This window comes from Bradyrhizobium elkanii WSM2783 (assembly GCF_000472865.1).
Classification (GTDB): Bacteria; Pseudomonadota; Alphaproteobacteria; order Rhizobiales; family Xanthobacteraceae; genus Bradyrhizobium; species Bradyrhizobium elkanii_A.
Genome location: NZ_AXAP01000052.1, coordinates 20,726 through 40,524, shown reverse-complemented (window position 1 = coordinate 40,524; position 19,799 = coordinate 20,726). Strand labels below are relative to the sequence as shown.

Here is a 19,799-nt window from a genome sequence, read left to right as displayed (position 1 = left end):
CGGGTAGCGGTTTTCTCCACGACAGGCGCACGCGTTTGCGCGGAGGCCATGCACGACAAAGGACGGGGCGGGAGGTGCTTCGAACAAGCACGATCCTGATCCGGGCAAGCGGACTATTCGAAGCGCTCGACAGACTGAATCAGCGGCAACAGGAGGATCACGATGGCTAAAGCGAAGAAGGGTAAGAAGGGGAAAAAGGCCAAGAAGGTTAAGAAGGCGGTAGCGGCGAAGAAGTCTGCGAAGAAGGTCGCCAAGAAGGCCGCGAAGAAATCTGCCAAGAAGGCTGCCAAGAAGAGCGCGAAGAAATCCGCGAAGAAGTCGGCAACGAAGGCCGCGAAAAAAGCCGCCAAGAAGGCGGCGCCCAAAAAGGCCGCGCCGAAGAAGGCTGCCAAGAAGAGCGCGGCAAAGAAAGCTGCAGCTCCCAAGCCGGCGGCCCCGGTCGCTGCCCCCACTCCCGCGCCGGAGCCTGAACTCGGTCCGAGCTGGGCTACCCCCAGCCCTTCGGAGAGGTCGGAAGGCTCGGAGGACTCATCCAGTCCGTCCTGACGCAACCAGGCCAAACCTGACGCAAGAGCCGCAGCGTTTTACCGCTGCGGCTCTTTCGTTTTCAGGCGCATGGATCGTAGCGCTACAGGGATGATTCGTCGGACCGTTGCAGAAGAGACTCAGCCCGCCACGGTTTGGGGGGCGCGGGCGCACTTCACGAGGAGGGGAAGTCGGTAAAGTTGTTGTGAGATTGCAACACCCGTCAACAACCTCTTTCAAAAGGAGCAGAACGCCTAAAAAGTCGGCACATGCTCGTCTTTTTTGCTTCAACATAAGGGGGGTCGCGTTCCAGATTGGCTGCGGATTTTGGTCGCAGTCGGTGATCGCTCGCCCCGGGGGGCCGGAAGAGCTGGACTGTTTTTGAACGTGTGGGGATTCTTCATGAAGAAACTGGCCTTGTTAGCAACGGCGCTGGCAGTGTTCTCAAGCTCGGCAATGGCTGCCGATATGGCGGTGAAGGCCGTCAAGGCGCCGCCGCCGCCCGCGTTCGAACCCTGGGATTTCGCCTTCGGCGCTGCACTGATGAGCGACTACGTGTTCCGCGGCATCACCCAGTCGAACCACAAGCCTTCGGTCGCGGCTTACTTCGAACCGCGCTACAACGTCACCAAGGACCTGCAGCTCTACATCGGCGCCGCTGGTGAGAGCATCTCCTTCCCGAACCGCGCCGCGGCCGAGATCGATATCTACGGCGGTATCCGCCCGACCTTCGGCATCTTCGCCTTCGACTTCGGTGTCTGGGGTTACCTGTATCCGGGCGGCTCGTGCTTCAATTCCGCAGCGCTCCCGGGCTCCGGCATTCCGGGGTCGGACTCGAGCTGCGCCGCCAGCCCGTTCGGCAATTCAGACCCGATCACGGGTGGTCTGCCGATCAACGGCAACTTCGCCAAGAAGAGCGCGAGCTTCTATGAAGGCTACGCCAAGCTCAACATCAACATCAACGACCAGTGGGCGGTTGGATTCAACGAGTACTACTCGCCGAACTTCCTGAACCTCGGCGCCTGGGGCAACTACGCGTCGGTCACCGCCAAGTGGACCGCGCCCTCGACCATCTTCGGTTCTTCCGGCGTCGGCATGTACATTTCGGGCGAGTTCGGTCGGCAGTGGCTCGGCACCTCCGACTCCTTCTATGGCACCACCGTTGCCAGCCCGCTTGGCGGCGGACCGTTCCCCGGCGGTATCCCGGAGCCGAGCTACAACACCTGGAATATCGGCATCGGCTTCACCTACAAAGTGTTCACGCTGGACCTGCGCTACACCGACACCAACCTCTCGAAGGGTAATTGCAACGCCTTCACCAGCGACTACACCGCCCGCTTCGACGGCAGCTTCACCCCGATCAACCCGGGTGGCTTCAGCTCCAACTGGTGCGGCGCCACGGGTATCGCCAAGCTCTCGGCTGACCTGACCGCGATCTCGAACCTGAAGTAAGCTCCATACACGTGGATCAAGAGGGCGGCGGAGCAATCCGCCGCCCTTTTCATTTAGCGGGGCGGCGCGTGCTGCGCGAGCAGGGCCAACTGCGTCCTGTAGCCTCGTAGACCGGGTGGAGCGCCAGCATAACCCGGGACCGCCGGTAGACGCTGATGCAGGTGTCCCGGGTTGCGCGTTCCGCTCCACCCGGGCTACGCGACGTGCGTATCCTGCTTTAGGACGACGCCGCGACCTTGGTCGCGTCCCGCAACCCAAACCGGTCGCCATCGCGGACCAGCGCGATGTTGCGCTGGTGGAATTCCTCCAGCGTCGAGCGGTGGCCGATCGAGACGATCGTGGTGGCCGGCAATTCCTCCATCAGCAAACGATAGAGCGCGGCTTCCGAGGGCTCGTCCAGCGAGGCGGTGGCCTCGTCGAGGAACAGGTAGTCGGGTGCATGCAAGAGCGCGCGCGCCAGCCCCAGGCGCTGCTGCTCGCCGAGCGACAGCATTCTGTTCCAGTGTCCCTCTTCTTCTAGCCGTGAAGCGAGCTGGGGCAGTCCGATCTGGCCGAGCACTTCCCTGATCCTGTCGGCGCTGAACTTTTCTGCTTCGGCGGGATAGACGATCGCCGCGTGCAGCGAGCCGATCGGGAAATAAGGTCTCTGCGGCAGCATCATCAGCGAGGCTTGCTCGGGGATGACGATCGAGCCGCTGCCGAACGGCCAGATGCCGGCGACCGCCCGGAACAGCGTCGACTTGCCCGCGCCGGACGGCCCGGTCACCAGCGTGCGTTCGCCAGGACGAAGCTTGAGCTCGGTCGTTGAGACCAACGGCGCGCCGTTGGGCAGTCGCACCAGAAGCTGTTGCAGCGCGATCGCATCGCTCGCCGCGGGGGCCGCTTTGACTGCGCTGGGGTCGGTCGCGAGCCTTTCCGCCTCCGCGATCGATCGTTCGAAGCCGTCGAGACGGGCGACCACCGAACGCCATTCCGCCATGGTGCGATAGACCGATATGAAGAACGACAGCGCATCCTGCACCTTGCCGAATGCCTCAAGGATCTGCATCACGGTTCCGAGCTGGATCTTGCTGGCGAAATAGGCCGGCGCGGACAGGATGACGGGAAACACCACGGCGGCCTGCGAGTAGCTCTGCGTGAACGCAGTCAGCCGCTTGGTCCGGCTCATGATGCCGTACCAGTTGGAGACCACGCTGCCGAAGCGCGTCGATAGCTGCTCGCGTTCGGCGCGGTCGCCCTTGAGCAGCGCGATCTGTTCGGAGTTTTCGCGGACCCGCACCAGGTTGAAACGGAAATCGGCCTCCAGCCGCTGCTGATCGAAATCAAGCCGCACCAGCGGCGAGCCGATCCACTGTGTCAGAATCGTGCCGAAGATGGCATAGACCAGCGCGCCCCACACCAGATAGCCGGGGAACGACACGTCGCTGCCGAACAGATGCAGCGGCGCCGCCGCCGACAGGCCCCAGAGGATCACGACGAAAGACGCCAGCGTCACGATCGAGCTCAACAGCCCGATGCCGAGTCCCAGCGTCTGGCTGACGAACATCTTGACGTCGTCGCTGATGCGCTGGTCAGGGTTGTCGGCCGCATCGCCCTGAAGCTGCATGCGGTAGTGGTTGGCATCATGCAGCCATTCGCCGAGATATTTGCTCGTCATCCAGCGGCGCCAGCGGATCTGGAGCCACTGGTTGAGATAGAGCTGATAGATCGACAGCACGGTGAGGACTGTGGCGAGCACACAGAACACGATGAGCTCGCGGACGAAGCCGTCCCAGTCGTGGTCCTGCAGCGCGTTGTAGAAACGACTGCGCCACTGGTTCAGCAACACATCGTTGGCGACCAGCGCCAGCTCGATCGCGATGACCGCGGCAAGCAGGCCGCGGCCGGCCCATTTGTCTTCGGAGTTGAAATAAGGCGCTGCAATGCGCCAGACCGTCGCGAGCGTCGAACGAATGTTGTTCACAGATTACCGTCTCCGGGGGATCGCCTACAAAGGCTTGAAAAAACGGGACAATCAGGGAACCTTCAGACTAAAGTCGTGGGCTCCTCGGTCAGCGTCCACTTGTCGCAGCATGATGGTTGACCCTAGCATGCCAAGGCGACGCGGGGCGGCGGACTTTCTGATTTCGCGAGGTTGTGAGCGTTTGGCTGTGCCGACTCGTGCAGGCCTGTTTCGCACCACATGATCTTTGATTGCACCCGGCGCGCCGGGTCTATGCCCGCGGCGAGCCGACGCAAGCCGCCGGCGGGAAGCCGCCACCGGGAAACCTTGGGGAGGAACAACAAAAATGTGGAACCAAATCTACAACCCGCTCGGCAACGCCGCGCTGTCGACGATCGCAGCCGCCGTTCCCGTGGTCACGCTGCTGGTCCTGATCGCCAGCGGCAGAGTGAAGGCGCATGTCGCCGCCATCATCGCCGTGATCGTGACCAACCTGATCACGATCTTCATCTTCACCATGCCCCCGAACATGTCGATCCGCGCCACGCTGCTCGGCGTGGTGACCGGCTTCTTCCCGATCGGCTGGATCGTGCTGAACGTCATCTTCCTCTACCAGATCACGGTGGCGACCGGGAAATTCGAGCTCCTGAAGCGCGCGGTCGGCGGCGTCACCGAGGACCGGCGCTTGCAACTGCTGCTGATCGCGTTCGCCTTCGGCGCGTTCTTCGAGGGCGCCTCCGGCTTCGGCACGCCGGTCGCGATCACAGGCGCGATCCTGATCGGCCTTGGCTTCTCGCCCCTCGCGGCGTCCGGCCTGTCGCTGATCGCCAACACCGCACCGGTCGCCTACGGCGCGCTGGGCACGCCGATCCTGGGTCTCGCCTCGGTCACCGGGCTGGACCCCTATGTGCTTGGCGCGATGGTCGGGCGGCAATTGCCGCTGTTCTCCCTGATCGTGCCGTTCTGGGTGGTGTGCGCATTTGCCGGCTGGCGTGGCATGAAGGACGTCTGGCCAGCGATCCTGGTCACCGGCGTCTCCTTCGCGATCCCGCAATTCGTGATCTCGAACTTCATCAATCCCTGGATCGTCGACATCGGCGCCTCGCTGATCTCGATGGGCTGCCTGATCCTGTTCCTCCGCGTCTGGCAGCCGCGGCAACTCTGGCTGTCACCGGCGCTGCGCGGCCACGATGAATCGGCCGCGACCATGGCGGCGCCGAAGACGCTGGACAAGACGCCGCTCACGCAAGGCGAATTGTGGAGCGCACTGCTGCCATGGATCATCGTCTGCATCCTGATGCTGGTCTGGGGCAACGGCGCGTTCAAGACCTGGGCGAACGCCAATTTCGTCTGGAACTATCCGGTGCCCGAGCTCGACAAGCTCATCAACAAGATGCCGCCTGTCGCCGCCAAGCCGACGCCGGAAAGCGCGGTGTTCGGCTTCACCTGGCTGTCCTTCACCGGCACGGGCATGCTGATCGCGGCGATCATCTCGGGTCTGTTGATGGGCTTCTCGCCGCTGAAGCTGATCACCGCATATGGCCGCACCATCCGCTTGTGCGCGATCTCGTTGATCACGATCTCGGCGATGCTTGCGATCGGTACGCTGACGCGGCTGTCCGGTGTCGACGCCACGCTCGGCCTGGCCTTCGCCGCAACCGGCGTGCTCTATCCCTTCTTCGGCACGCTGCTCGGCTGGCTCGGCGTCGCGCTGACCGGATCGGACACCGCCTCCAACGTGCTGTTCGGCAACCTGCAGAGGATCACCTCCGAGCAATTGGGCCTGTCGCCGATCCTGATGGCCGCCGCCAACTCCTCGGGTGGCGTGATGGGCAAGATGATCGACGCACAATCGATCGTGGTCGCCTCCACCGCGACCAACTGGTACGGCCATGAAGGCTCGATCCTGCGCTATGTGTTCCTGCACTCGATCGTGCTGGCCTGCCTCGTCGGCCTGTTCGTGACGCTGCAGGCCTATGTCTACCCGTTCACGGAGATGGTCCTGAAGTAGCCGCTCGTCGCCCTCCCCCTGCAGGGGACGGCGGGGTAGGGGTCAGCCACGGGCGCAGGCGTTCGCGGAGAGACCGGATCCCCACCCGGTTGCGCGTTGGGCAAACCGACCTCCCCTTTTCAACAAGGGGAGGTGGATCGAACTCGTAGCCCGGGTGAAGCGCCAGCGTAACCCGGGTCCGCTCGCAAACACTGACACGGATATCCCGGGTTGCACGTTCCGCTCCACCCGGGCTACCAACTCGTCTCCGAACGGCCGATGGGGCAGTGTCAGAGAGAGTTGATGGTTTCACGGATTTGCAAGAGCACGGTCTTTGTCTTCGCGCTGCTCGCGACCGCGGTCGCGGCAGGTCCGGCGCGCGCCGACGAGGAGTTTCCCTTCGGCTTCGAAATGTCGCTCGATGCCGCGCGCATGCCCGGCTCCAAGCGCATCCCTTCGCTCGAGATCGGCGACAATGGCGAGGTGGTGCTGGAACTCTGGTGCAAGGGCGGCAAGGGCCAGTTCTCGGTGGCCGGCAACACCATCATCTTCGTTCCCGGCGCGATGGAGAATCGCAACTGTCCGCCTGAGCGGGCGCAGGCCGACGATGATCTGCTTGCGGCGCTCGGCGACACCGCGACCTGGCGCCGTCAGGGTGACCTCGTCACCTTGACCGGCTCGAAGACGCTGCGCTTCCGGCTCAACACGAATTAAGGCGCCGCAATCAGTCCGTTAGCCGTGGCAACGATCCAGCGGTTACCCCAGCGCACGATGGTTTCGATACGCCCGAGCCCGGGTATCGTGTCGCCGCGCGCGGCCATCCGAATGCCGTCAGGCCCGTCGAGAACGGCGGTTCCGTCGCGGACATCGACAACCGTCCAGCCCGATATGGTGGTCGGTCTCGTTTCCGGTGCCGGCGCCAAAGGTGGCCTCGCCGGCGCCGCGCCGGAGGGACTCGCATTTGCCTGCGAGGCGAACGGGTTTGAAGTGCGCGCAGCCAGGTGAGTGCTCGCGGGTAAAGGCTTGGGAATGCTTCCTACGACAGCGGGGGCTACTGCCTGCAGATCTGACGTGGATGTTGCTTTTTTGGTGCCTTCGATCCTGCCGCCCGGTCTTGCTTCAGCGGTTCGAGGCGAAGACGTGACTTTCTGGGCGACCGAGCTGATCCCGAGCGTGCTCGCGAACTCCGGCCAATTCAGACCGCCGGCCCATCCCAACCCAAAGGCTGCCACCAGTGCCATCGCAGGCAGCGCAATGGTGCGCGCCCAATCGCCGTACGGCCCCCGCACCACCAGAACGTCATCGCGATTTTGCTGCAGGAAATCCGACAGGCGCGCCGGCTGCTCCGGCAACTCGCCGTCAGCCACATTCCCCGACCAGTTTCCAAGGGTACTCGGCTCGTGGACTTGCATGGCGTGACCCACGTTCGGCTGAGCGATGATGTTCCCGGAAATTGAATCGAACCTTAACGACCAGGCCGAATGAACTGCGTCGCGATGCCGCTCCGATCGCTGCCCCGGCAGCCGGCCATCCCAAATGGAGCAGCCAAAATTCCATGTCAGGCTGTCGAGCCAGCGGCTATCAACCTTCACGGCTCTCCGTTTTGTGATTAGACAGCTGCGAGTTTTGGGGCGGACATGCGCGCGCAGTGGGAAAGTCGGTTGGCAGGCACGGAAATCTGCTAGTTCGCCCCGATAATTTTGCCCAGCGCCTGACAGCCGGAATCGAAATCTCTGACGTGGGCATGCGACGTGATGATTGTCAGTCATCCTGTCTCAACCGCGTCGTAACGATGGAGATCGCCATGGCTGTGAACCTCGTCTCTGTTGTCATGCAATGTCTGACTCCTGACCTGATCGCCAAGATCGCGTCATCTCTGGGACTTGATCGAGACATCGTACAAAAGGCGATAGGAGGTGCCGTCCCCGCACTGCTCGCGAACTTGTCCGAGGTGGCCTCCACCCCCGGTGGCGCTCGTCAGTTGTCCAGCGCATTGTCGCAGCAGCAGCCTGGAGCGCTTGAAAGCCTGAAGAATGCGATGGCAGGTCCTGGCCAGGCGGCGCTCGCGGAGAGCGGATCGGCGATGCTGGCCGGCCTGTTTGGCGGCCGGGCGCTGGACACGATCGCTCAGGCCGTCGCGAAGTTCGCTGGCATCGGCGAGGGCTCCGGCAAGTTGCTGACCGGCATGCTTGGCCCTGTCGTCCTCGGGGCGTTGGGGCAGCATCAACGCAGCACCGGCATGGAGGCGAGCGGGCTGACATCGCTCCTCGCCTCGCAAAAGGACCAGATCACTGCGGCGCTTCCATCTGGTCTCGCCGATCAACTGAGCGCTGCCGGTCTCATTGACAGGGCGGGGGAGAGCGTGCGCAGCGGAGCTTCGGCGGCCGCGAGCCGCGTCGCCGGGGCTTCTACACGCTACACGCCAAGCAACACGATGGCGCAGTGGCCCTATTGGCTGGCCGGCCTCGTCGTGCTCGGCGGTCTTCTCTGGTACGCAACGCAGCGCCCGGGTGAACAGACTGTCGCCGAGCAACCCGCCGCAACGCGCCCCGCAACCGGGACCGTGGGCGTGGCGCCCGCGAATTTGACCGTCGACGGGGTGAACCTGGCCAGCCAGGTCGATTCGTCCGTCAACACCTTGAAGTCCGCGCTATCGGGCGTCACAGACGTGGCTACCGCTCAAGCGGCCCTGCCCAAGATCAACGAGGCGGTAGCACAGTTGAACGATGTCAACGCGCGAGCTGCAAAGCTGCCTCCGGAAGGACGAAGCGCACTCGCCAAACTGATCGTCGTGGTGACACCTTCGATCAATCAGATGTGCGACAAGGTGATGGCGATTCCAGGTGTTGGTCCCGTCGCGAAGCCGGCGATTGATGATCTTCACGGAAAACTGGACTCGCTCGCACGAGTCTGAGCTGCGCGCGGTAAGCCAGTCACATATCGCCGCGTGGCCGCTACTTCCACGCCGATTTGTCGGCATCCCAGCGCTGGGCCTTGAATTCCTTCGCCAGCGCCTCGATCGAGCCGTTGTCGTCGGGCGGCTCGCCGCCTTCCTCGTCGCCGACGGAGTCTTCCGAGAGGTTCAGCTTTGGACCTGAACCCTCATCGGCGGTGGTGACCACCGGGCTCGAGACCCACAGCATCAGCCTGTCCGACGCACCGGGCTTGTCCGAGGACACCAGCGCCGAGATCTCGACGGTTTCGGTGAGGCCGAGCGCGGGATAGACCTGGCTCGGACGCTTGAAGGTCAATTTCAGCTTGCCGGTGTTGGCGTTCCATGACGCTCCCGTCGGCTTTGCCGCCAGCGTCTTGCTCAGTACGCCCGATATCGCTGATGCGATCTTGTCCCTGTTGATCTTGTCGCCGCTGAGCCACTCGGCGGCGGCGAAGCGGATGGTGCGGTCCATCTCGACGCTGCCGGTGGTCCAGCCGGCCGCGACCACGCCCGGCGTCGCCTTGGCCTTGGCGACCAGGGCCGAGGCCTGTTCCGGATCGACGGTGAGGTTGATGGTCTGCTCGCCGGCGCGCAGCGCGTCGCAGGTGATGGCGAGGCTCGAGAGGCCGACCTCGACGGCCTGGCCCTTGAGGCTCTTCAGCAAGTCCAGCGCCGCGTCGAGCTTGACGCGCACGCCGACGGATTCGGGAGACACCTCGGTAAAGTCCTTCGGTGCTGGCGTGATGCCGTCATCGGTGGTCTGGCTCTCCTGAAATTCCCGCTCCGAAAGGTCGGTATTGTCGGAGGAGGCGACTTCCGTCACCGCCTGGCCGATTGTGATCTGGCCGCGGAATTCGAAACTGTCGCCGGTCGGCTTGCGCACGAGCTTCACCGTGACGGGCGACTTGTCATTCAGGGTCTGCGTTGTGCCGCTCAGGTTCTGGCCATTGACGGCGAGGTTGACGACGAAGCGGTCCTTGCGGTCGGAACCTTTTTCCGCGGGGTAGCAGACGTCGAGGACCGCCGCGGTGACGTTCTTGCCCTGGCGGGTTTCCTTCAGCACCGCGTCGGCATTGCCCTCCATCAAGCCGTCGATCGCGGTGAAATAGCGCGTCTCGGTCGTGCCCGGCGCCGTCTTGGACGGCAGCTTCATCTGGGCAAGAGCGAGATCCGAAGAGGCCGTGAGGAGGCCCACGAGGCAGCAGAGCAGGGCGCGCATATGAGGATCCCCTTGAGGAACAGAATCGCCAACGCCGTAACTAGCAAACCTTTGGTGAAAAAGAAGGCCGCGGTGGTGACGTAACCCAAAAATGCGCAGCCGCCTTCAGGGGGACGCGGGTGGGGGCGGGCAACCCGGTTGCGGACTGCTGGGATGGGGGCGTTCCCAACTTGAAAAAAGTCGTGGGCTAACCGGACAAGGGGTGAGCCGCAACGGCTCCCGCGTTTGCTCGCTCCCGCTTCAGGCGGCGCACGACCGGAATTCCGCCCGGGGTCAACTGCTGCGACGGCACCATGCGACGCCGACGCCACGCGTCCGTTTCGTTCTTCAGCTTGGCTGCCCAATCGGCTTCGCCGCCGATACCCTTGTCAGCCACATCCGGGCCAGCCATGCATTCTCCAACAATCATGCAAATAACAGCCACGACGCTGCTCGCGCGATGGCAGGCTTGCCCGCTGCGCTCGTGCATCCTGCAACGATCAGGTTCATTGAATTCCCGAGCCCGGGCTGCAGTTCCCTCGGCAACGCCGATCGCAGCCTCGCGCTTGTGCGGGTCGAAGAATGCCGCATCGTGTGCTTACGTCCCGCCGAAGGGAACGGAATCTCCACTGCGATAGTTAGGGTGAACAGCAGTCCGGGCGTTCATCATGGCCATTGATGATCGCAACCCCGACATTTGGTGGTGGATTCGTCGCGCCGCTGAAATAGTGGGAAAAATCGGAAAAATCGCCGCGGCGTCCTCCGGCAAGAGCAGATGCGGTGATTGTAAAAATCAACAATTTTCATTGCTAATCGTCCGATCAGTCGGATGCTCCTTGGCAAATCGATATCGGGATAAAATGGAAATTCGCTCTGCGCACCCCGGAACTTGTGCGAGTCCATGAAGTTCTTTGAGCGCCGCATGTCGCGGCGAGGAGAATCCAGATGAGGAAGATGCTTTTGCTTTCCGCGGCTATCGCTCTGATGTCGAGCGGTGCGCTCGCGCAGAGCACCGTGACGACTACGACCGGAGCCGGACGTGCAACGGTTCAGATCGAGCCAGAGTACCGCACCAGAATCAAGACCTACGTCACCGAGCACAAGGTTCGTCCCGTGACGACAAAGGAAAAGATCGTCGTCGGCGGAACGGTGCCGAGTGATGTCGAGCTCGCGGCGGTGCCGTCCGATTGGGGACCATCGCTCACGAAGTATCGCTATGTGTATTCCGGGGACCGCGTGATGCTGGTGGATCCCGGCACGCGCACCGTCGTTCAGGAAATTGATTGATGCAGGATAGAGGCTGCCGTTACGGCGGCCTCTATCTCTTCCGATGGAGGGAAATTTTGGAATCTCATCGCGAGGCCAGGATCGTGGGCGTGAGCCTGGCCATGGTCTACGTCGCCTGCCTGGTATTCGCCGCCATCAGCCTGGCCTGACAGGAAGTACTCGGCGGCGATTCGGTTCTGATGCAATCAGAACCGAATATGTTCTAATCCGGATACGAAAAGGCCGCCCAAAGGCGGCCTTTTGATTTGATTGTTAGAGGGGCTCAGAAGCCCATGCCGCCCATACCGCCGCCTCCGGGCGGCATCGCAGGCGCCGGCTCCTTCGGCAGTTCGGCGACCATGGCTTCCGTCGTCACCAGGAGGCCGGCGACCGAGGAGGCGTCCTGCAGCGCGGTGCGCACAACCTTGGCGGGGTCGATGATGCCTTCTTCGACCATGTCGACATATTCCTCGGTCTGGGCATCGAAGCCGAAGGTCTCCGACTTGTTCTCGAGGATCTTGCCGACCACGATCGAGCCTTCGACGCCGGCGTTTTCCGAGATCTGGCGTACGGGGGCTTCGAGGGCCTTCAGCACGATGTTGATGCCGGCCTGGACGTCGGAATTGTCGTTGGAGAGACGGCCGACCGCCTTCTTAGCGCGCAGCAGCGCCACGCCGCCGCCGGGCACGATGCCTTCCTGCACCGCGGCGCGGGTTGCGTTCAGCGCGTCCTCGACACGGTCCTTCTTCTCCTTGACCTCGACCTCGGTTGCGCCGCCGACGCGGATCACCGCGACGCCGCCGGCCAGCTTGGCCAGCCGCTCCTGCAGCTTCTCGCGGTCGTAGTCGGAGGTGGTCTCCTCGATCTGCGCCTTGATCTGGCCGACGCGTGCCTCGATGTCGGCCTTCTTGCCGGCGCCGTTGACGATCGTGGTGTTCTCCTTGTCGATCACGACCTTGCGGGCGCGGCCGAGCATCTTGATCGTGACGTTCTCGAGCTTGATGCCGAGCTCTTCGGAGATCAACTGGCCGCCGGTCAGGACCGCGATGTCCTCCAGCATCGCCTTGCGGCGGTCGCCGAAGCCCGGCGCCTTGACGGCGGCGACCTTCAACCCGCCGCGCAGGCGGTTGACCACCAGTGTCGCCAGCGCCTCGCCCTCGACGTCCTCGGCGATGATCAAGAGCGGACGGCCGGACTGCACGACAGCTTCCAGCACCGGCAGCATCGCCTGCAGACCGGAGAGCTTCTTCTCGTGCAGGAGGATGTAGGCGTCCTCGAGCTCGGCGGTCATCTTCTCGGCATTGGTGATGAAATAGGGCGAGAGATAGCCGCGGTCGAACTTCATGCCTTCGACGATGTCGACCTCGGTCTCCAGCGACTTGTTCTCCTCGACCGTGATCACGCCCTCATTGCCGACCTTCTGCATGGCCTGGGCGATCATCTTGCCGATCGCGGTGTCGCCATTGGCCGAGATGGTGCCGACCTGCGCGACCTCGGAAGAGGCGGCCACTGGCTTGGCGCGCTTCTCGAGGTCCTTGACCACGGCGGCGACGGCAAGGTCGATGCCGCGCTTCAGGTCCATCGGGTTCATGCCCGCAGCAACCGCCTTGCCGCCCTCTCGCACGATCGCCTGCGCCAGCACGGTCGCGGTGGTGGTGCCGTCACCCGCGGTGTCGTTGGTCTTGGAGGCGACTTCGCGCAGCATCTGCGCGCCCATGTTCTCGAACTTGTCCTCTAGCTCGATCTCCTTGGCGACGGTGACGCCGTCCTTGGTGATGCGAGGGGCACCGAAGCTCTTTTCGATGACGACGTTGCGGCCCTTCGGGCCGAGCGTGACCTTTACCGCATTGGCAAGGACATCGACGCCGCGCAGCATTCGCTCGCGGGCTTCTCCGGCAAATTTAACGTCTTTGGCAGCCATATCTTGCTCCTGGAATGATTGAGGGCACTGGGCCGCACACCCTTGTCGTCATTGCCGGGCTTGACCCGGCAATCCATCGCTCTTGAAGATCGATGGATGCCCGGGTCAGGCCCGGGCATGGCATGTGGATGTTGCGGCCGCTCCGCTAAGTTGCGTTAGACCAGCACGCCCATGATGTCGGACTCCTTCATGATCAGGAGTTCCTCGCCGTCGAGCTTGACCTCGGTGCCCGACCATTTGCCGAACAGCACGCGATCGCCGACCTTGACGTCGATCGGGATCAGCTTGCCGGTCTCGTCGCGGCCGCCCGGCCCGACGGCGGTGACTTCGCCCTGAGAGGGCTTTTCCTTGGCGGTGTCGGGGATGATGATGCCGCCCTTGGACTTCTCTTCGGCTTCGATGCGCTTGACCACGACACGGTCATGTAGCGGGCGGAATTTGGATTTAGCCATGACGTTTCCTCTTGGAGGCTCGGTTTCAGGTCTCGTTCATCGAGGCCGGGGTTGAATGCCGGCCGGTCGATGGCTCGCGGGCAGGATATCCAGCGCATTAGCAATCGTCGCGCCAGAGTGCTAATTGTGGGGCGGGGAATATGGCTTGGCGCCTTTCCTGTCAAGCAAAGTGGTTAAGGCCTTGGTGAGGCCAATATAGGATGCTGCAACCAAATCAAATCAGAGCCCAGGTTGGAGTTCTCACGTCATCGTTTCGACGTCATTGCTCTGCCTTACGTTTTAAGCTTGGCTGCAGGACGGGTGCGGCCCAAAGGTGCGACCCAAGGATATTTCGGGGGAATACGGATGATCGGATCAGGTGACGCGCGCGCGGTTGCGAAATTTGCGACCGTCTCGGCGCTGACGCTTCTGTTGGGCGCGTGCAGCAGCGTCAACCTGCCGTCGCTGTCATCCAACCCGGGGCCTGGGCCCGAACCGGAGCTGGCGCCGGAAATGCCCGCCACCATTCGTTCCGACGAGATCGTCGGCCGCTGGGGCTTGGCCTCCTACCAAAATCCGGCGGACCGCGCCCGCACCGAGAAGATGGCGCGCGACCAGTGCAAGCAGCCTTACGTGATCGGCGCCGGCCAGTCCGGCGGCGTGATCATGCATCTCGCAGACCAGGCCACCCCCCAGGAGCTGCGTCTGAAGGGCTCTCCGAGCGGCAAGAACTATATCGGCCCGCCGGGGCCCTCCGGCGGCGAGCAGGACCGCGAGATCGTCTCCTTCGACGGCCGCGTCATGGTCACCCGCTTCGTCGACAAGGACGCCGCCGTCCGCTACGGCAACATGGTCTACGTCCGCTGCGCGCCACGGGCGTGAAGTGCCAATTGCTGTGCCCTCTCCCCTTACAAGGAGGGCTATATGCGGCGGTGCTGGTTGATGTGCCCTCGCCCCTTGTGGGAGAGGGCAGCTCCGCTGCCAGAACTGGACTCATTTGGGTGAGCGATTCTCTCCGCGAACGCTATCGCCCGCGGAGACAACCCCTCATCCGGCGCTTCGCGCCAGCTTCTCCCACAAGGGGAGAAGGGAAGAGGGGGCGCCGCCGCGCATAAAAAAACGCCGGCATCGCGCCGGCGTCTTGCGTTGTTCCCTGCGACCTGTCCGCTCAGTCGAACATCGCGTCGATATCGTCCTGCGAGGCGTGACCCACGTCGCCGTCGAGCTTCGGGCCGTTGAGCAGGCGGGCGTCGCCCTCGCGGGTGTCGACGATCGGCGGCGCGTGCGCCTTGATGGCGTCGACACCGCCCCAGATATCCATCATCGCATTGATGTGCTGCTCGATGAACTTCATCGTGTTCATCACCTTGTTGATGCGCTGGCCGGTGAGGTCCTGGAAATTGCAGGCCTCGAAGATCGTCACCACACGTTCCTGGATATCCTCGGCAAGCAGCTTCTGCTGTTCGGGCGAGGCGACCTTGGTCAGCGCGGTGGCGGCCTGGTCGATCGCCTCAGTCGCCTCGAGGATCTGCTGGGTCGCCTCCTCGGTGCCGCCGACGACGGCCCCGAGCTCGCCGTTCACCTTGGCCATCTCCGGGCCATCGAAGCCCCTGCCGTGCAGCGCCGCGATCTCGCGCTTGGTGCGGTTGATGGCATCGTGGATCAGGTCGAGCTCGACCTTCAGCTTCTCGCATTGCTCGATCTGTGCCCGATAGGTGTCGAGCAGCGCATGCGCTTCGGCGACCTCGCGCGCCACCGCCGCCTCGGTGGCTTCGGCTGCGACCGGACGCTGGGCGTGGACGCCGAGCGCCATCTGCGCGCGGATGGATCGAAGCTCCGCCATGATCTCCCGATGCATTGGACCGATTTCACCGCCTTCCACCGTAACCGGTGCCGGCATCGGCATGTCGCCCATAATGGCTTGTTCAACACGAAAACGCTTGCGACTAACTGACATGAGACTGTTCCCGCCCCCTTCACTCCCACTGTTCTACGCAGAAGCGATTTAATAGGGAGTTCACACGGGAGTGTTTTGCAACGGCGTTTCGCGTCGCGCCGCATACCGGGGATTAACCATGACGCCTACGAATTTAAGCAAAATAAACGCTACTTTTGAAATCCGCCGCCGATTGTCGACGTGGTGAATCCAAACGCTGGTTACGTTTACCAAACCGATGCGGTTTTGATTTTGATTGGTCGCATGCCACGGCGCCTCACGCCGAGTGCTGCTGACGATTGACGAAACAGTACAGAGTACGTCGATGAAGAAAACATTCTTTGCGCTTGTTGCCGGCGCGTCCTTCCTGCCTGCCGCTCCGCATCAGGCGTTTGCGATCGATGGCGCGCCGCTCGCCGGGCCGACCGTGATCTATTCCTACCAGGCGCCGCTTCAGCCGGTGCGCAGGGCCTCCAGCCTCGGCGGCGGCTTTATCGAATTCCTGTTCGGCGACGGTCCCGACCAGGGCTACCCGCAACCCTACGAGCAGCAGCCGATCTATCAGCAGCAGCCGGGTTATTATGGTGGCCGGCGCACGATGCTGCCGCCGATGGATCCGCAGCAGCCGATGATGCGCGAGGAGCAGGCGGCCGATCCCGCGCAGCGGCCGTTCGATCCGAGATACGAGAAGCAGCTTGTCGATTATGACGGCAAGGAAGCTCCGGGCACGATCGTCGTCGATACCCCGAACAAGTTCCTTTATCTCGTGCAGGCCGACGGCAAGGCGCTGCGCTACGGCATCGGCGTCGGCCGCCCCGGCTTCACCTGGTCGGGCGTTAAGACGATCTCCGCCAAGCGCGAATGGCCGGACTGGACGCCGCCGCCGGAAATGCTGGCGCGCCGTCCCGATCTGCCGCGGCACATGGTGGGCGGACCGGAAAATCCGCTCGGCGCGCGTGCGATGTATCTCGGCTCCTCGCTCTATCGCATCCACGGCTCGAACGAGCCCTGGACCATCGGCACCAACGTGTCCTCCGGCTGCATCCGCATGCGCAACGAGGACGTCATCGATCTCTATGGTCGCGTCAACGTCGGCACCAGGGTGATCGTGATCTAGCGATGCTGTCGTCCCGGGCAAGCGAAGCGCAGACCCGGGACCCATAATCACAGGCGTTTGTGGTGTGCCCTGCTGCAACAGCTTGCTCGCGCCACAATAGCTTCCTGTGGTTAGGGACGACGAAAGAGAAACGGCCGCTCACTCGAGCGGCCGTTCTGCTTTGGAATTTGCGTGCGGCTTACGCGTAGTCGCTGCCACCGTCGTCGCCGCCGTCATCGAACCCATCGTCGTCATCGTCGGGACCATAGCCGTCGTCGTCATTGTTGTTGTCGTTGTTGTTCGACGCCTGATCGTACAGGCCGGAGCGCGAGTCGTTGTCGCGCCCGCCAGAGCCGATGTCGTTGACGCCGGCATCGCGCGCAAGATTGCCGCCCGACTGGTCATTGCCCCACGGCTTGTTGTCGCCGAGACTTGCGGAGTCTCCGAACGCCTGGTGACCGCCGCCACCGCCCATCAGCCCGCGGATGCTGTTCATCAAGAGCGAGCCACCGACCACGCCGGCGGCGGCCGCCGCAGCGGTGCCGAGGAACGAGCCGCCGCCACCGCCGAACGGACCCGCCTGTGGCGCGCCATAGGGCTGGGGCTGCTGGCCGTAAGGCGGCTGGCCATACGGTCCAGGACCCTGCGCCTGCTGCAGTGCCTGGCCAGTATTCCAGGCAGGGCGGCTGCCAGCCTCCGGCGGGCGCACCGGCGGAACCGAGCCGCGCGGCTGATTCTGGTTCTGGCCGAAGATCGCATCGCGCATCGAATCGAGGAAGCCGCCGCCTTGGCCCTGCTGCTGCGGTCCACCGCCGAGTTCTGCTTCCAATTGCTGGATATGGTCGTTGGCGCGCTTCAGCGCCTCGTCCTGCACCAGCGTGGTCTGCACCAGCGCATAGACGGCGTTGGGCGCCTTGCGCAGCCCTTCCGAGATGGCGGCCAGCGCCTCCGGATCACGCGGGGCGTTCTCCAGCTTGGCGAGCCGGTCGAAGAGATCGTCGATCAATTGGCGTTCTTGCGGGGTCATGGCCTTCTCCATCGCGTCGATTGCGTCGAAGCGCGGAACATGTAGGGCCGCCTTTGTGGCGCAAGGAGTGGGGCCGCGAATTAAATTTGCGTATGCGACAAAACGACCGGCGGATTTCTCTTTGCGCACGATCTTTTCGGAAAACCGGTACTCACTTTTCCGGATCATGCTCAGGCGAGCGTAACATTGTTCGCCGCCAGCAATTGCGGGAAGTGCTCGCTGCCGAGGTAGGCATGCTCATTTTCGCGCTGGGTCGTCAGCGGATCGAGCTCCCTCAGCGTCTCGTCGACGAAGCCGGGATGGCACATCACGAGCCCGCCGTCGGGCAGTCCCTCGAGAAACTGTCGCATCAGGGGACCGAAATCGGGCGATCTCGAAAAATCATAGGCGCCGGCAAAAGCGGGGTTGAAGGCAATGCCGGCGCGTCGTGCACGCTTCCTGAACTGCGCGCTCAGCGTGTCCAGCACCAGTGCTTTCGGCGACCGCAAGCGTTGCGATAACGGCTGGCTGCGTCCGCCCTGGCGCACCCAGGCTTCGGGCGCGGCGTCCTTCACGGCGCGCAAGAAGGCGTCCCGCACCTGCGGAAACAATTGCACATGCTGATGGCCGTCAACAAAGTCAGGCGCGCGGCCGAACATGTCCTTGAAGGTCGCGAGCTGCTCGACGAGCTCGGCATGGATCATCTCGCGATCGAGCCGCCGGAGCAGGCCGGCGCGCAACATTTTCGGGAAGGGCAGGAACAGCCCGCCATTAACGGGTCGGAAATGCATGGTCAGCGGGCGGAACGGCGCGCTCAGCGTCGCGTGCAGCCCGACCGCGCAGCGCGGGCTTTCGGCGGCAACGCGCTTTAGGGCCGCCACTTCGTCGCGGCCGATTGCCGCGCCCACCATCATCACCGAGGTCGCGTTGAGACGGCCGCGCGCGATGAGATCGCGAATGGCGCGGTTGACGCCCTCGCTCAATCCGTAATCGTCGGCGCAGAGCCAGATCCGGCGCGGCTGCGCGGCATCGTTCATTCGGCCGCGGTCCGTTCGCTGCCCGCGGCGGCCGCATCGGGGCCGGCGCGCTTCTCGCTATGTTCGGCGACGAAATAGATCGGCCGCGCCTTCAGCTCGGACAGGATCTTGCCGATATATTCGCCGACGATGCCGATCATGATGAGCTGCACGCCGCCGATCGTCATCAACCCGATCACCAGCGAGGGATAGCCGGGCACCTGCTTGCCGGTCGTGAAGACCTCCCACAGGATCGAAAGCCCGAACAGGAACGCCGCGGTCGCCAGCAGCACGCCGAGCAGGCTCGCGAAGCGCAGCGGCGCTACCGAAAACGATGTCACTCCTTCGATCGACAGGCCGATCAGCCGCGTCGCGCTGAAGGTGGTGACGCCATGCGCGCGCGGCGCCGGCTCGTAGTCGACCCTGATCTGGCGGAAGCCGATCCAGCTCGCCAGCCCCTTGAAGAAGCGGTTGCGCTCGGGCAATTGCCGCAGCGCCGCCACCGCGCGCGGCGACAAGAGGCGGAAGTCGCCGGCATCTTCCGGGATCTTCTGCCGCGCGCCCCAGTTGATCAGCGCATAGAAGCCGTGCACCGCGAGCCTGCGCAGGAACGGCTCGTTGTCGCGATGCGCTTTCGCGGTATAGACGACATCGTAGCCGTCATCGATCCAGTGTGAGACCAGTTTCTCGACCAGGCTGGGCGGGTGCTGGCCGTCGCCATCCATGAACAGCACGGCGCCGCGCCGGGCATGGTCGAGGCCAGCCATCAGCGCAGCCTCTTTGCCGAAATTGCGCGACAGCGACACCACCTGGACATCCAGTGTGTCGGGGATGAGCGAACGCGCGATCGCAAGGGTGTTGTCCTTGCTGCCGTCATCGACATAGACGACCTCGCACGCGAGTCCGTAGCGATCCTTCAGCGTCCGCGCGAGGCCGATCAATCGTTCGTGCAGCAGCGCGAGCCCCGCGGCCTCGTTGTAGACGGGAACGACGACCGACAACCCCTGCGCCGCGGCATTCGTCGCGGTGGTGTTCAGGCCGGAAACGTCAGAGCCCAGCGTCATCGATCAGGTTCCAGGTTCTAA

The 19,799-nt window shown here is 63.5% G+C and carries 19 protein-coding genes; 8 read left to right on the top strand and 11 right to left on the bottom strand.

The window, feature by feature from the left end; genetic code table 11:
- Window positions 1-113 precede the first annotated feature (113 nt).
- Window positions 114-560, bottom strand: a complete 447-nt coding sequence (locus YY7_RS62165) for a hypothetical protein (RefSeq protein WP_051397053.1) — start codon at window positions 558-560, stop codon at window positions 114-116.
- Window positions 561-927: 367 nt separating this feature from the next.
- Between YY7_RS62165 and YY7_RS0133180 the strand changes: the two genes are divergently transcribed.
- Window positions 928-1,977, top strand: coding sequence for a TorF family putative porin (locus YY7_RS0133180; RefSeq protein ID WP_028166965.1), 1,050 nt, complete (start codon window positions 928-930; stop codon window positions 1,975-1,977).
- A gap of 217 nt (window positions 1,978-2,194) precedes the next feature.
- On the opposite strand, the gene YY7_RS0133175 is transcribed toward YY7_RS0133180, so the two are convergent.
- Window positions 2,195-3,940 (bottom strand): ABC transporter ATP-binding protein/permease, encoded by a 1,746-nt coding sequence (locus YY7_RS0133175; protein WP_028166964.1) that lies wholly within the window; start codon window positions 3,938-3,940, stop codon window positions 2,195-2,197.
- 325 nt (window positions 3,941-4,265) lie between these two features.
- On the opposite strand from YY7_RS0133175, the gene YY7_RS0133170 reads away from it, so the two are divergent.
- Both YY7_RS0133170 and YY7_RS0133165 read left to right on the top strand, forming a co-directional pair.
- Window positions 4,266-5,930, top strand: coding sequence for an L-lactate permease (locus tag YY7_RS0133170; RefSeq protein WP_028166963.1), 1,665 nt, complete (start codon window positions 4,266-4,268; stop codon window positions 5,928-5,930).
- Between the two features lie 282 nt (window positions 5,931-6,212).
- The gene (locus YY7_RS0133165) at window positions 6,213-6,623 is read left to right on the top strand and encodes an META domain-containing protein (protein ID WP_028166962.1); all 411 of its coding nucleotides are present in this window, start codon (window positions 6,213-6,215) and stop codon (window positions 6,621-6,623) included.
- Here YY7_RS0133165 and YY7_RS0133160 read toward each other — a convergent pair.
- Complete coding sequence (locus YY7_RS0133160) at window positions 6,620-7,678, bottom strand: hypothetical protein (protein ID WP_155255409.1); 1,059 nt, start codon at window positions 7,676-7,678, stop codon at window positions 6,620-6,622. The genes YY7_RS0133165 and YY7_RS0133160 overlap by 4 nt on opposite strands.
- A gap of 35 nt (window positions 7,679-7,713) precedes the next feature.
- On the opposite strand from YY7_RS0133160, the gene YY7_RS0133155 reads away from it, so the two are divergent.
- Window positions 7,714-8,823, top strand: a complete 1,110-nt coding sequence (locus YY7_RS0133155; RefSeq protein ID WP_028166960.1) for a DUF937 domain-containing protein — start codon at window positions 7,714-7,716, stop codon at window positions 8,821-8,823.
- A 40-nt stretch (window positions 8,824-8,863) separates the two neighbouring features.
- Here the strand turns inward: YY7_RS0133155 and YY7_RS0133150 are convergent, their stop codons facing one another.
- Complete coding sequence (locus YY7_RS0133150) at window positions 8,864-10,063, bottom strand: hypothetical protein (protein ID WP_028166959.1); 1,200 nt, start codon at window positions 10,061-10,063, stop codon at window positions 8,864-8,866.
- A 187-nt stretch (window positions 10,064-10,250) separates the two neighbouring features.
- Window positions 10,251-10,454: a hypothetical protein gene (locus YY7_RS0133145; protein ID WP_028166958.1), complete on the bottom strand. Its 204-nt coding sequence runs from the start codon at window positions 10,452-10,454 to the stop codon at window positions 10,251-10,253.
- Window positions 10,455-10,987: 533 nt separating this feature from the next.
- Here YY7_RS0133145 and YY7_RS0133140 point away from each other — a divergent pair.
- Window positions 10,988-11,329 (top strand): DUF1236 domain-containing protein, encoded by a 342-nt coding sequence (locus YY7_RS0133140; RefSeq protein ID WP_028166957.1) that lies wholly within the window; start codon window positions 10,988-10,990, stop codon window positions 11,327-11,329.
- A complete protein-coding gene (locus YY7_RS60860) occupies window positions 11,329-11,478 on the top strand; it encodes a hypothetical protein (protein WP_155255408.1) in 150 nt (49 codons plus the stop codon). Before YY7_RS0133140 ends, YY7_RS60860 begins: the two co-directional genes overlap by 1 nt.
- 113 nt (window positions 11,479-11,591) lie before the next feature.
- On the opposite strand, the gene groL is transcribed toward YY7_RS60860, so the two are convergent.
- Window positions 11,592-13,229 carry a chaperonin GroEL gene (groL, locus tag YY7_RS0133130; protein WP_028166956.1) on the bottom strand — a complete coding sequence of 546 codons (1,638 nt, stop codon included), beginning with the start codon at window positions 13,227-13,229 and terminating at the stop codon, window positions 11,592-11,594.
- 155 nt (window positions 13,230-13,384) lie between these two features.
- Window positions 13,385-13,681 carry a co-chaperone GroES gene (locus tag YY7_RS0133125; protein WP_027580177.1) on the bottom strand — a complete coding sequence of 99 codons (297 nt, stop codon included), beginning with the start codon at window positions 13,679-13,681 and terminating at the stop codon, window positions 13,385-13,387.
- A gap of 345 nt (window positions 13,682-14,026) precedes the next feature.
- Here YY7_RS0133125 and YY7_RS0133120 point away from each other — a divergent pair, with 345 nt between their 5' ends.
- Window positions 14,027-14,542 (top strand): hypothetical protein, encoded by a 516-nt coding sequence (locus YY7_RS0133120; protein ID WP_028166955.1) that lies wholly within the window; start codon window positions 14,027-14,029, stop codon window positions 14,540-14,542.
- Between the two features lie 286 nt (window positions 14,543-14,828).
- Here the strand turns inward: YY7_RS0133120 and YY7_RS0133115 are convergent, their stop codons facing one another.
- Window positions 14,829-15,617, bottom strand: coding sequence for a protein phosphatase CheZ (locus YY7_RS0133115; RefSeq protein WP_028166954.1), 789 nt, complete (start codon window positions 15,615-15,617; stop codon window positions 14,829-14,831).
- Window positions 15,618-15,921: 304 nt separating this feature from the next.
- Here YY7_RS0133115 and YY7_RS0133110 point away from each other — a divergent pair, with 304 nt between their 5' ends.
- Window positions 15,922-16,713: a L,D-transpeptidase family protein gene (locus YY7_RS0133110; RefSeq protein WP_028166953.1), complete on the top strand. Its 792-nt coding sequence runs from the start codon at window positions 15,922-15,924 to the stop codon at window positions 16,711-16,713.
- A gap of 178 nt (window positions 16,714-16,891) precedes the next feature.
- On the opposite strand, the gene YY7_RS0133105 is transcribed toward YY7_RS0133110, so the two are convergent.
- The 3 genes from YY7_RS0133105 to YY7_RS0133095 form a co-directional block, all read right to left on the bottom strand.
- A complete protein-coding gene (locus tag YY7_RS0133105) occupies window positions 16,892-17,719 on the bottom strand; it encodes a DUF2076 domain-containing protein (protein ID WP_028166952.1) in 828 nt (275 codons plus the stop codon).
- A gap of 170 nt (window positions 17,720-17,889) precedes the next feature.
- A complete protein-coding gene (locus tag YY7_RS0133100) occupies window positions 17,890-18,735 on the bottom strand; it encodes a ChbG/HpnK family deacetylase (RefSeq protein WP_028166951.1) in 846 nt (281 codons plus the stop codon).
- Window positions 18,732-19,778, bottom strand: a complete 1,047-nt coding sequence (locus YY7_RS0133095; RefSeq protein WP_028166950.1) for a glycosyltransferase family 2 protein — start codon at window positions 19,776-19,778, stop codon at window positions 18,732-18,734. The genes YY7_RS0133100 and YY7_RS0133095 overlap by 4 nt, the downstream gene beginning before the upstream one ends.
- Between the last annotated feature and the right edge of the window lie 21 nt (window positions 19,779-19,799).

Bases quoted from the DNA above. Each gene is read 5' to 3' on its own strand.
- YY7_RS0133180 (WP_028166965.1), top strand. From the start codon at position 928: ATGAAGAAACTGGCCTTGTTAGCAACGGCGCTGGCAGTGTTCTCAAGC.
- YY7_RS0133170 (WP_028166963.1), top strand. From the start codon at position 4,266: ATGTGGAACCAAATCTACAACCCGCTCGGCAACGCCGCGCTGTCGACG.
- YY7_RS0133165 (WP_028166962.1), top strand. From the start codon at position 6,213: ATGGTTTCACGGATTTGCAAGAGCACGGTCTTTGTCTTCGCGCTGCTC.
- YY7_RS0133160 (WP_155255409.1), bottom strand. From the start codon at position 7,678: ATGACTGACAATCATCACGTCGCATGCCCACGTCAGAGATTTCGATTC.
- YY7_RS0133155 (WP_028166960.1), top strand. From the start codon at position 7,714: ATGGCTGTGAACCTCGTCTCTGTTGTCATGCAATGTCTGACTCCTGAC.
- YY7_RS0133150 (WP_028166959.1), bottom strand. From the start codon at position 10,063: ATGCGCGCCCTGCTCTGCTGCCTCGTGGGCCTCCTCACGGCCTCTTCG.
- YY7_RS0133145 (WP_028166958.1), bottom strand. From the start codon at position 10,454: ATGGCTGGCCCGGATGTGGCTGACAAGGGTATCGGCGGCGAAGCCGAT.
- YY7_RS0133140 (WP_028166957.1), top strand. From the start codon at position 10,988: ATGAGGAAGATGCTTTTGCTTTCCGCGGCTATCGCTCTGATGTCGAGC.
- YY7_RS60860 (WP_155255408.1), top strand. From the start codon at position 11,329: ATGCAGGATAGAGGCTGCCGTTACGGCGGCCTCTATCTCTTCCGATGG.
- groL (WP_028166956.1), bottom strand. From the start codon at position 13,229: ATGGCTGCCAAAGACGTTAAATTTGCCGGAGAAGCCCGCGAGCGAATG.
- YY7_RS0133125 (WP_027580177.1), bottom strand. From the start codon at position 13,681: ATGGCTAAATCCAAATTCCGCCCGCTACATGACCGTGTCGTGGTCAAG.
- YY7_RS0133120 (WP_028166955.1), top strand. From the start codon at position 14,027: ATGATCGGATCAGGTGACGCGCGCGCGGTTGCGAAATTTGCGACCGTC.
- YY7_RS0133115 (WP_028166954.1), bottom strand. From the start codon at position 15,617: ATGTCAGTTAGTCGCAAGCGTTTTCGTGTTGAACAAGCCATTATGGGC.
- YY7_RS0133110 (WP_028166953.1), top strand. From the start codon at position 15,922: ATGAAGAAAACATTCTTTGCGCTTGTTGCCGGCGCGTCCTTCCTGCCT.
- YY7_RS0133105 (WP_028166952.1), bottom strand. From the start codon at position 17,719: ATGACCCCGCAAGAACGCCAATTGATCGACGATCTCTTCGACCGGCTC.
- YY7_RS0133100 (WP_028166951.1), bottom strand. From the start codon at position 18,735: ATGAACGATGCCGCGCAGCCGCGCCGGATCTGGCTCTGCGCCGACGAT.
- YY7_RS0133095 (WP_028166950.1), bottom strand. From the start codon at position 19,778: ATGACGCTGGGCTCTGACGTTTCCGGCCTGAACACCACCGCGACGAAT.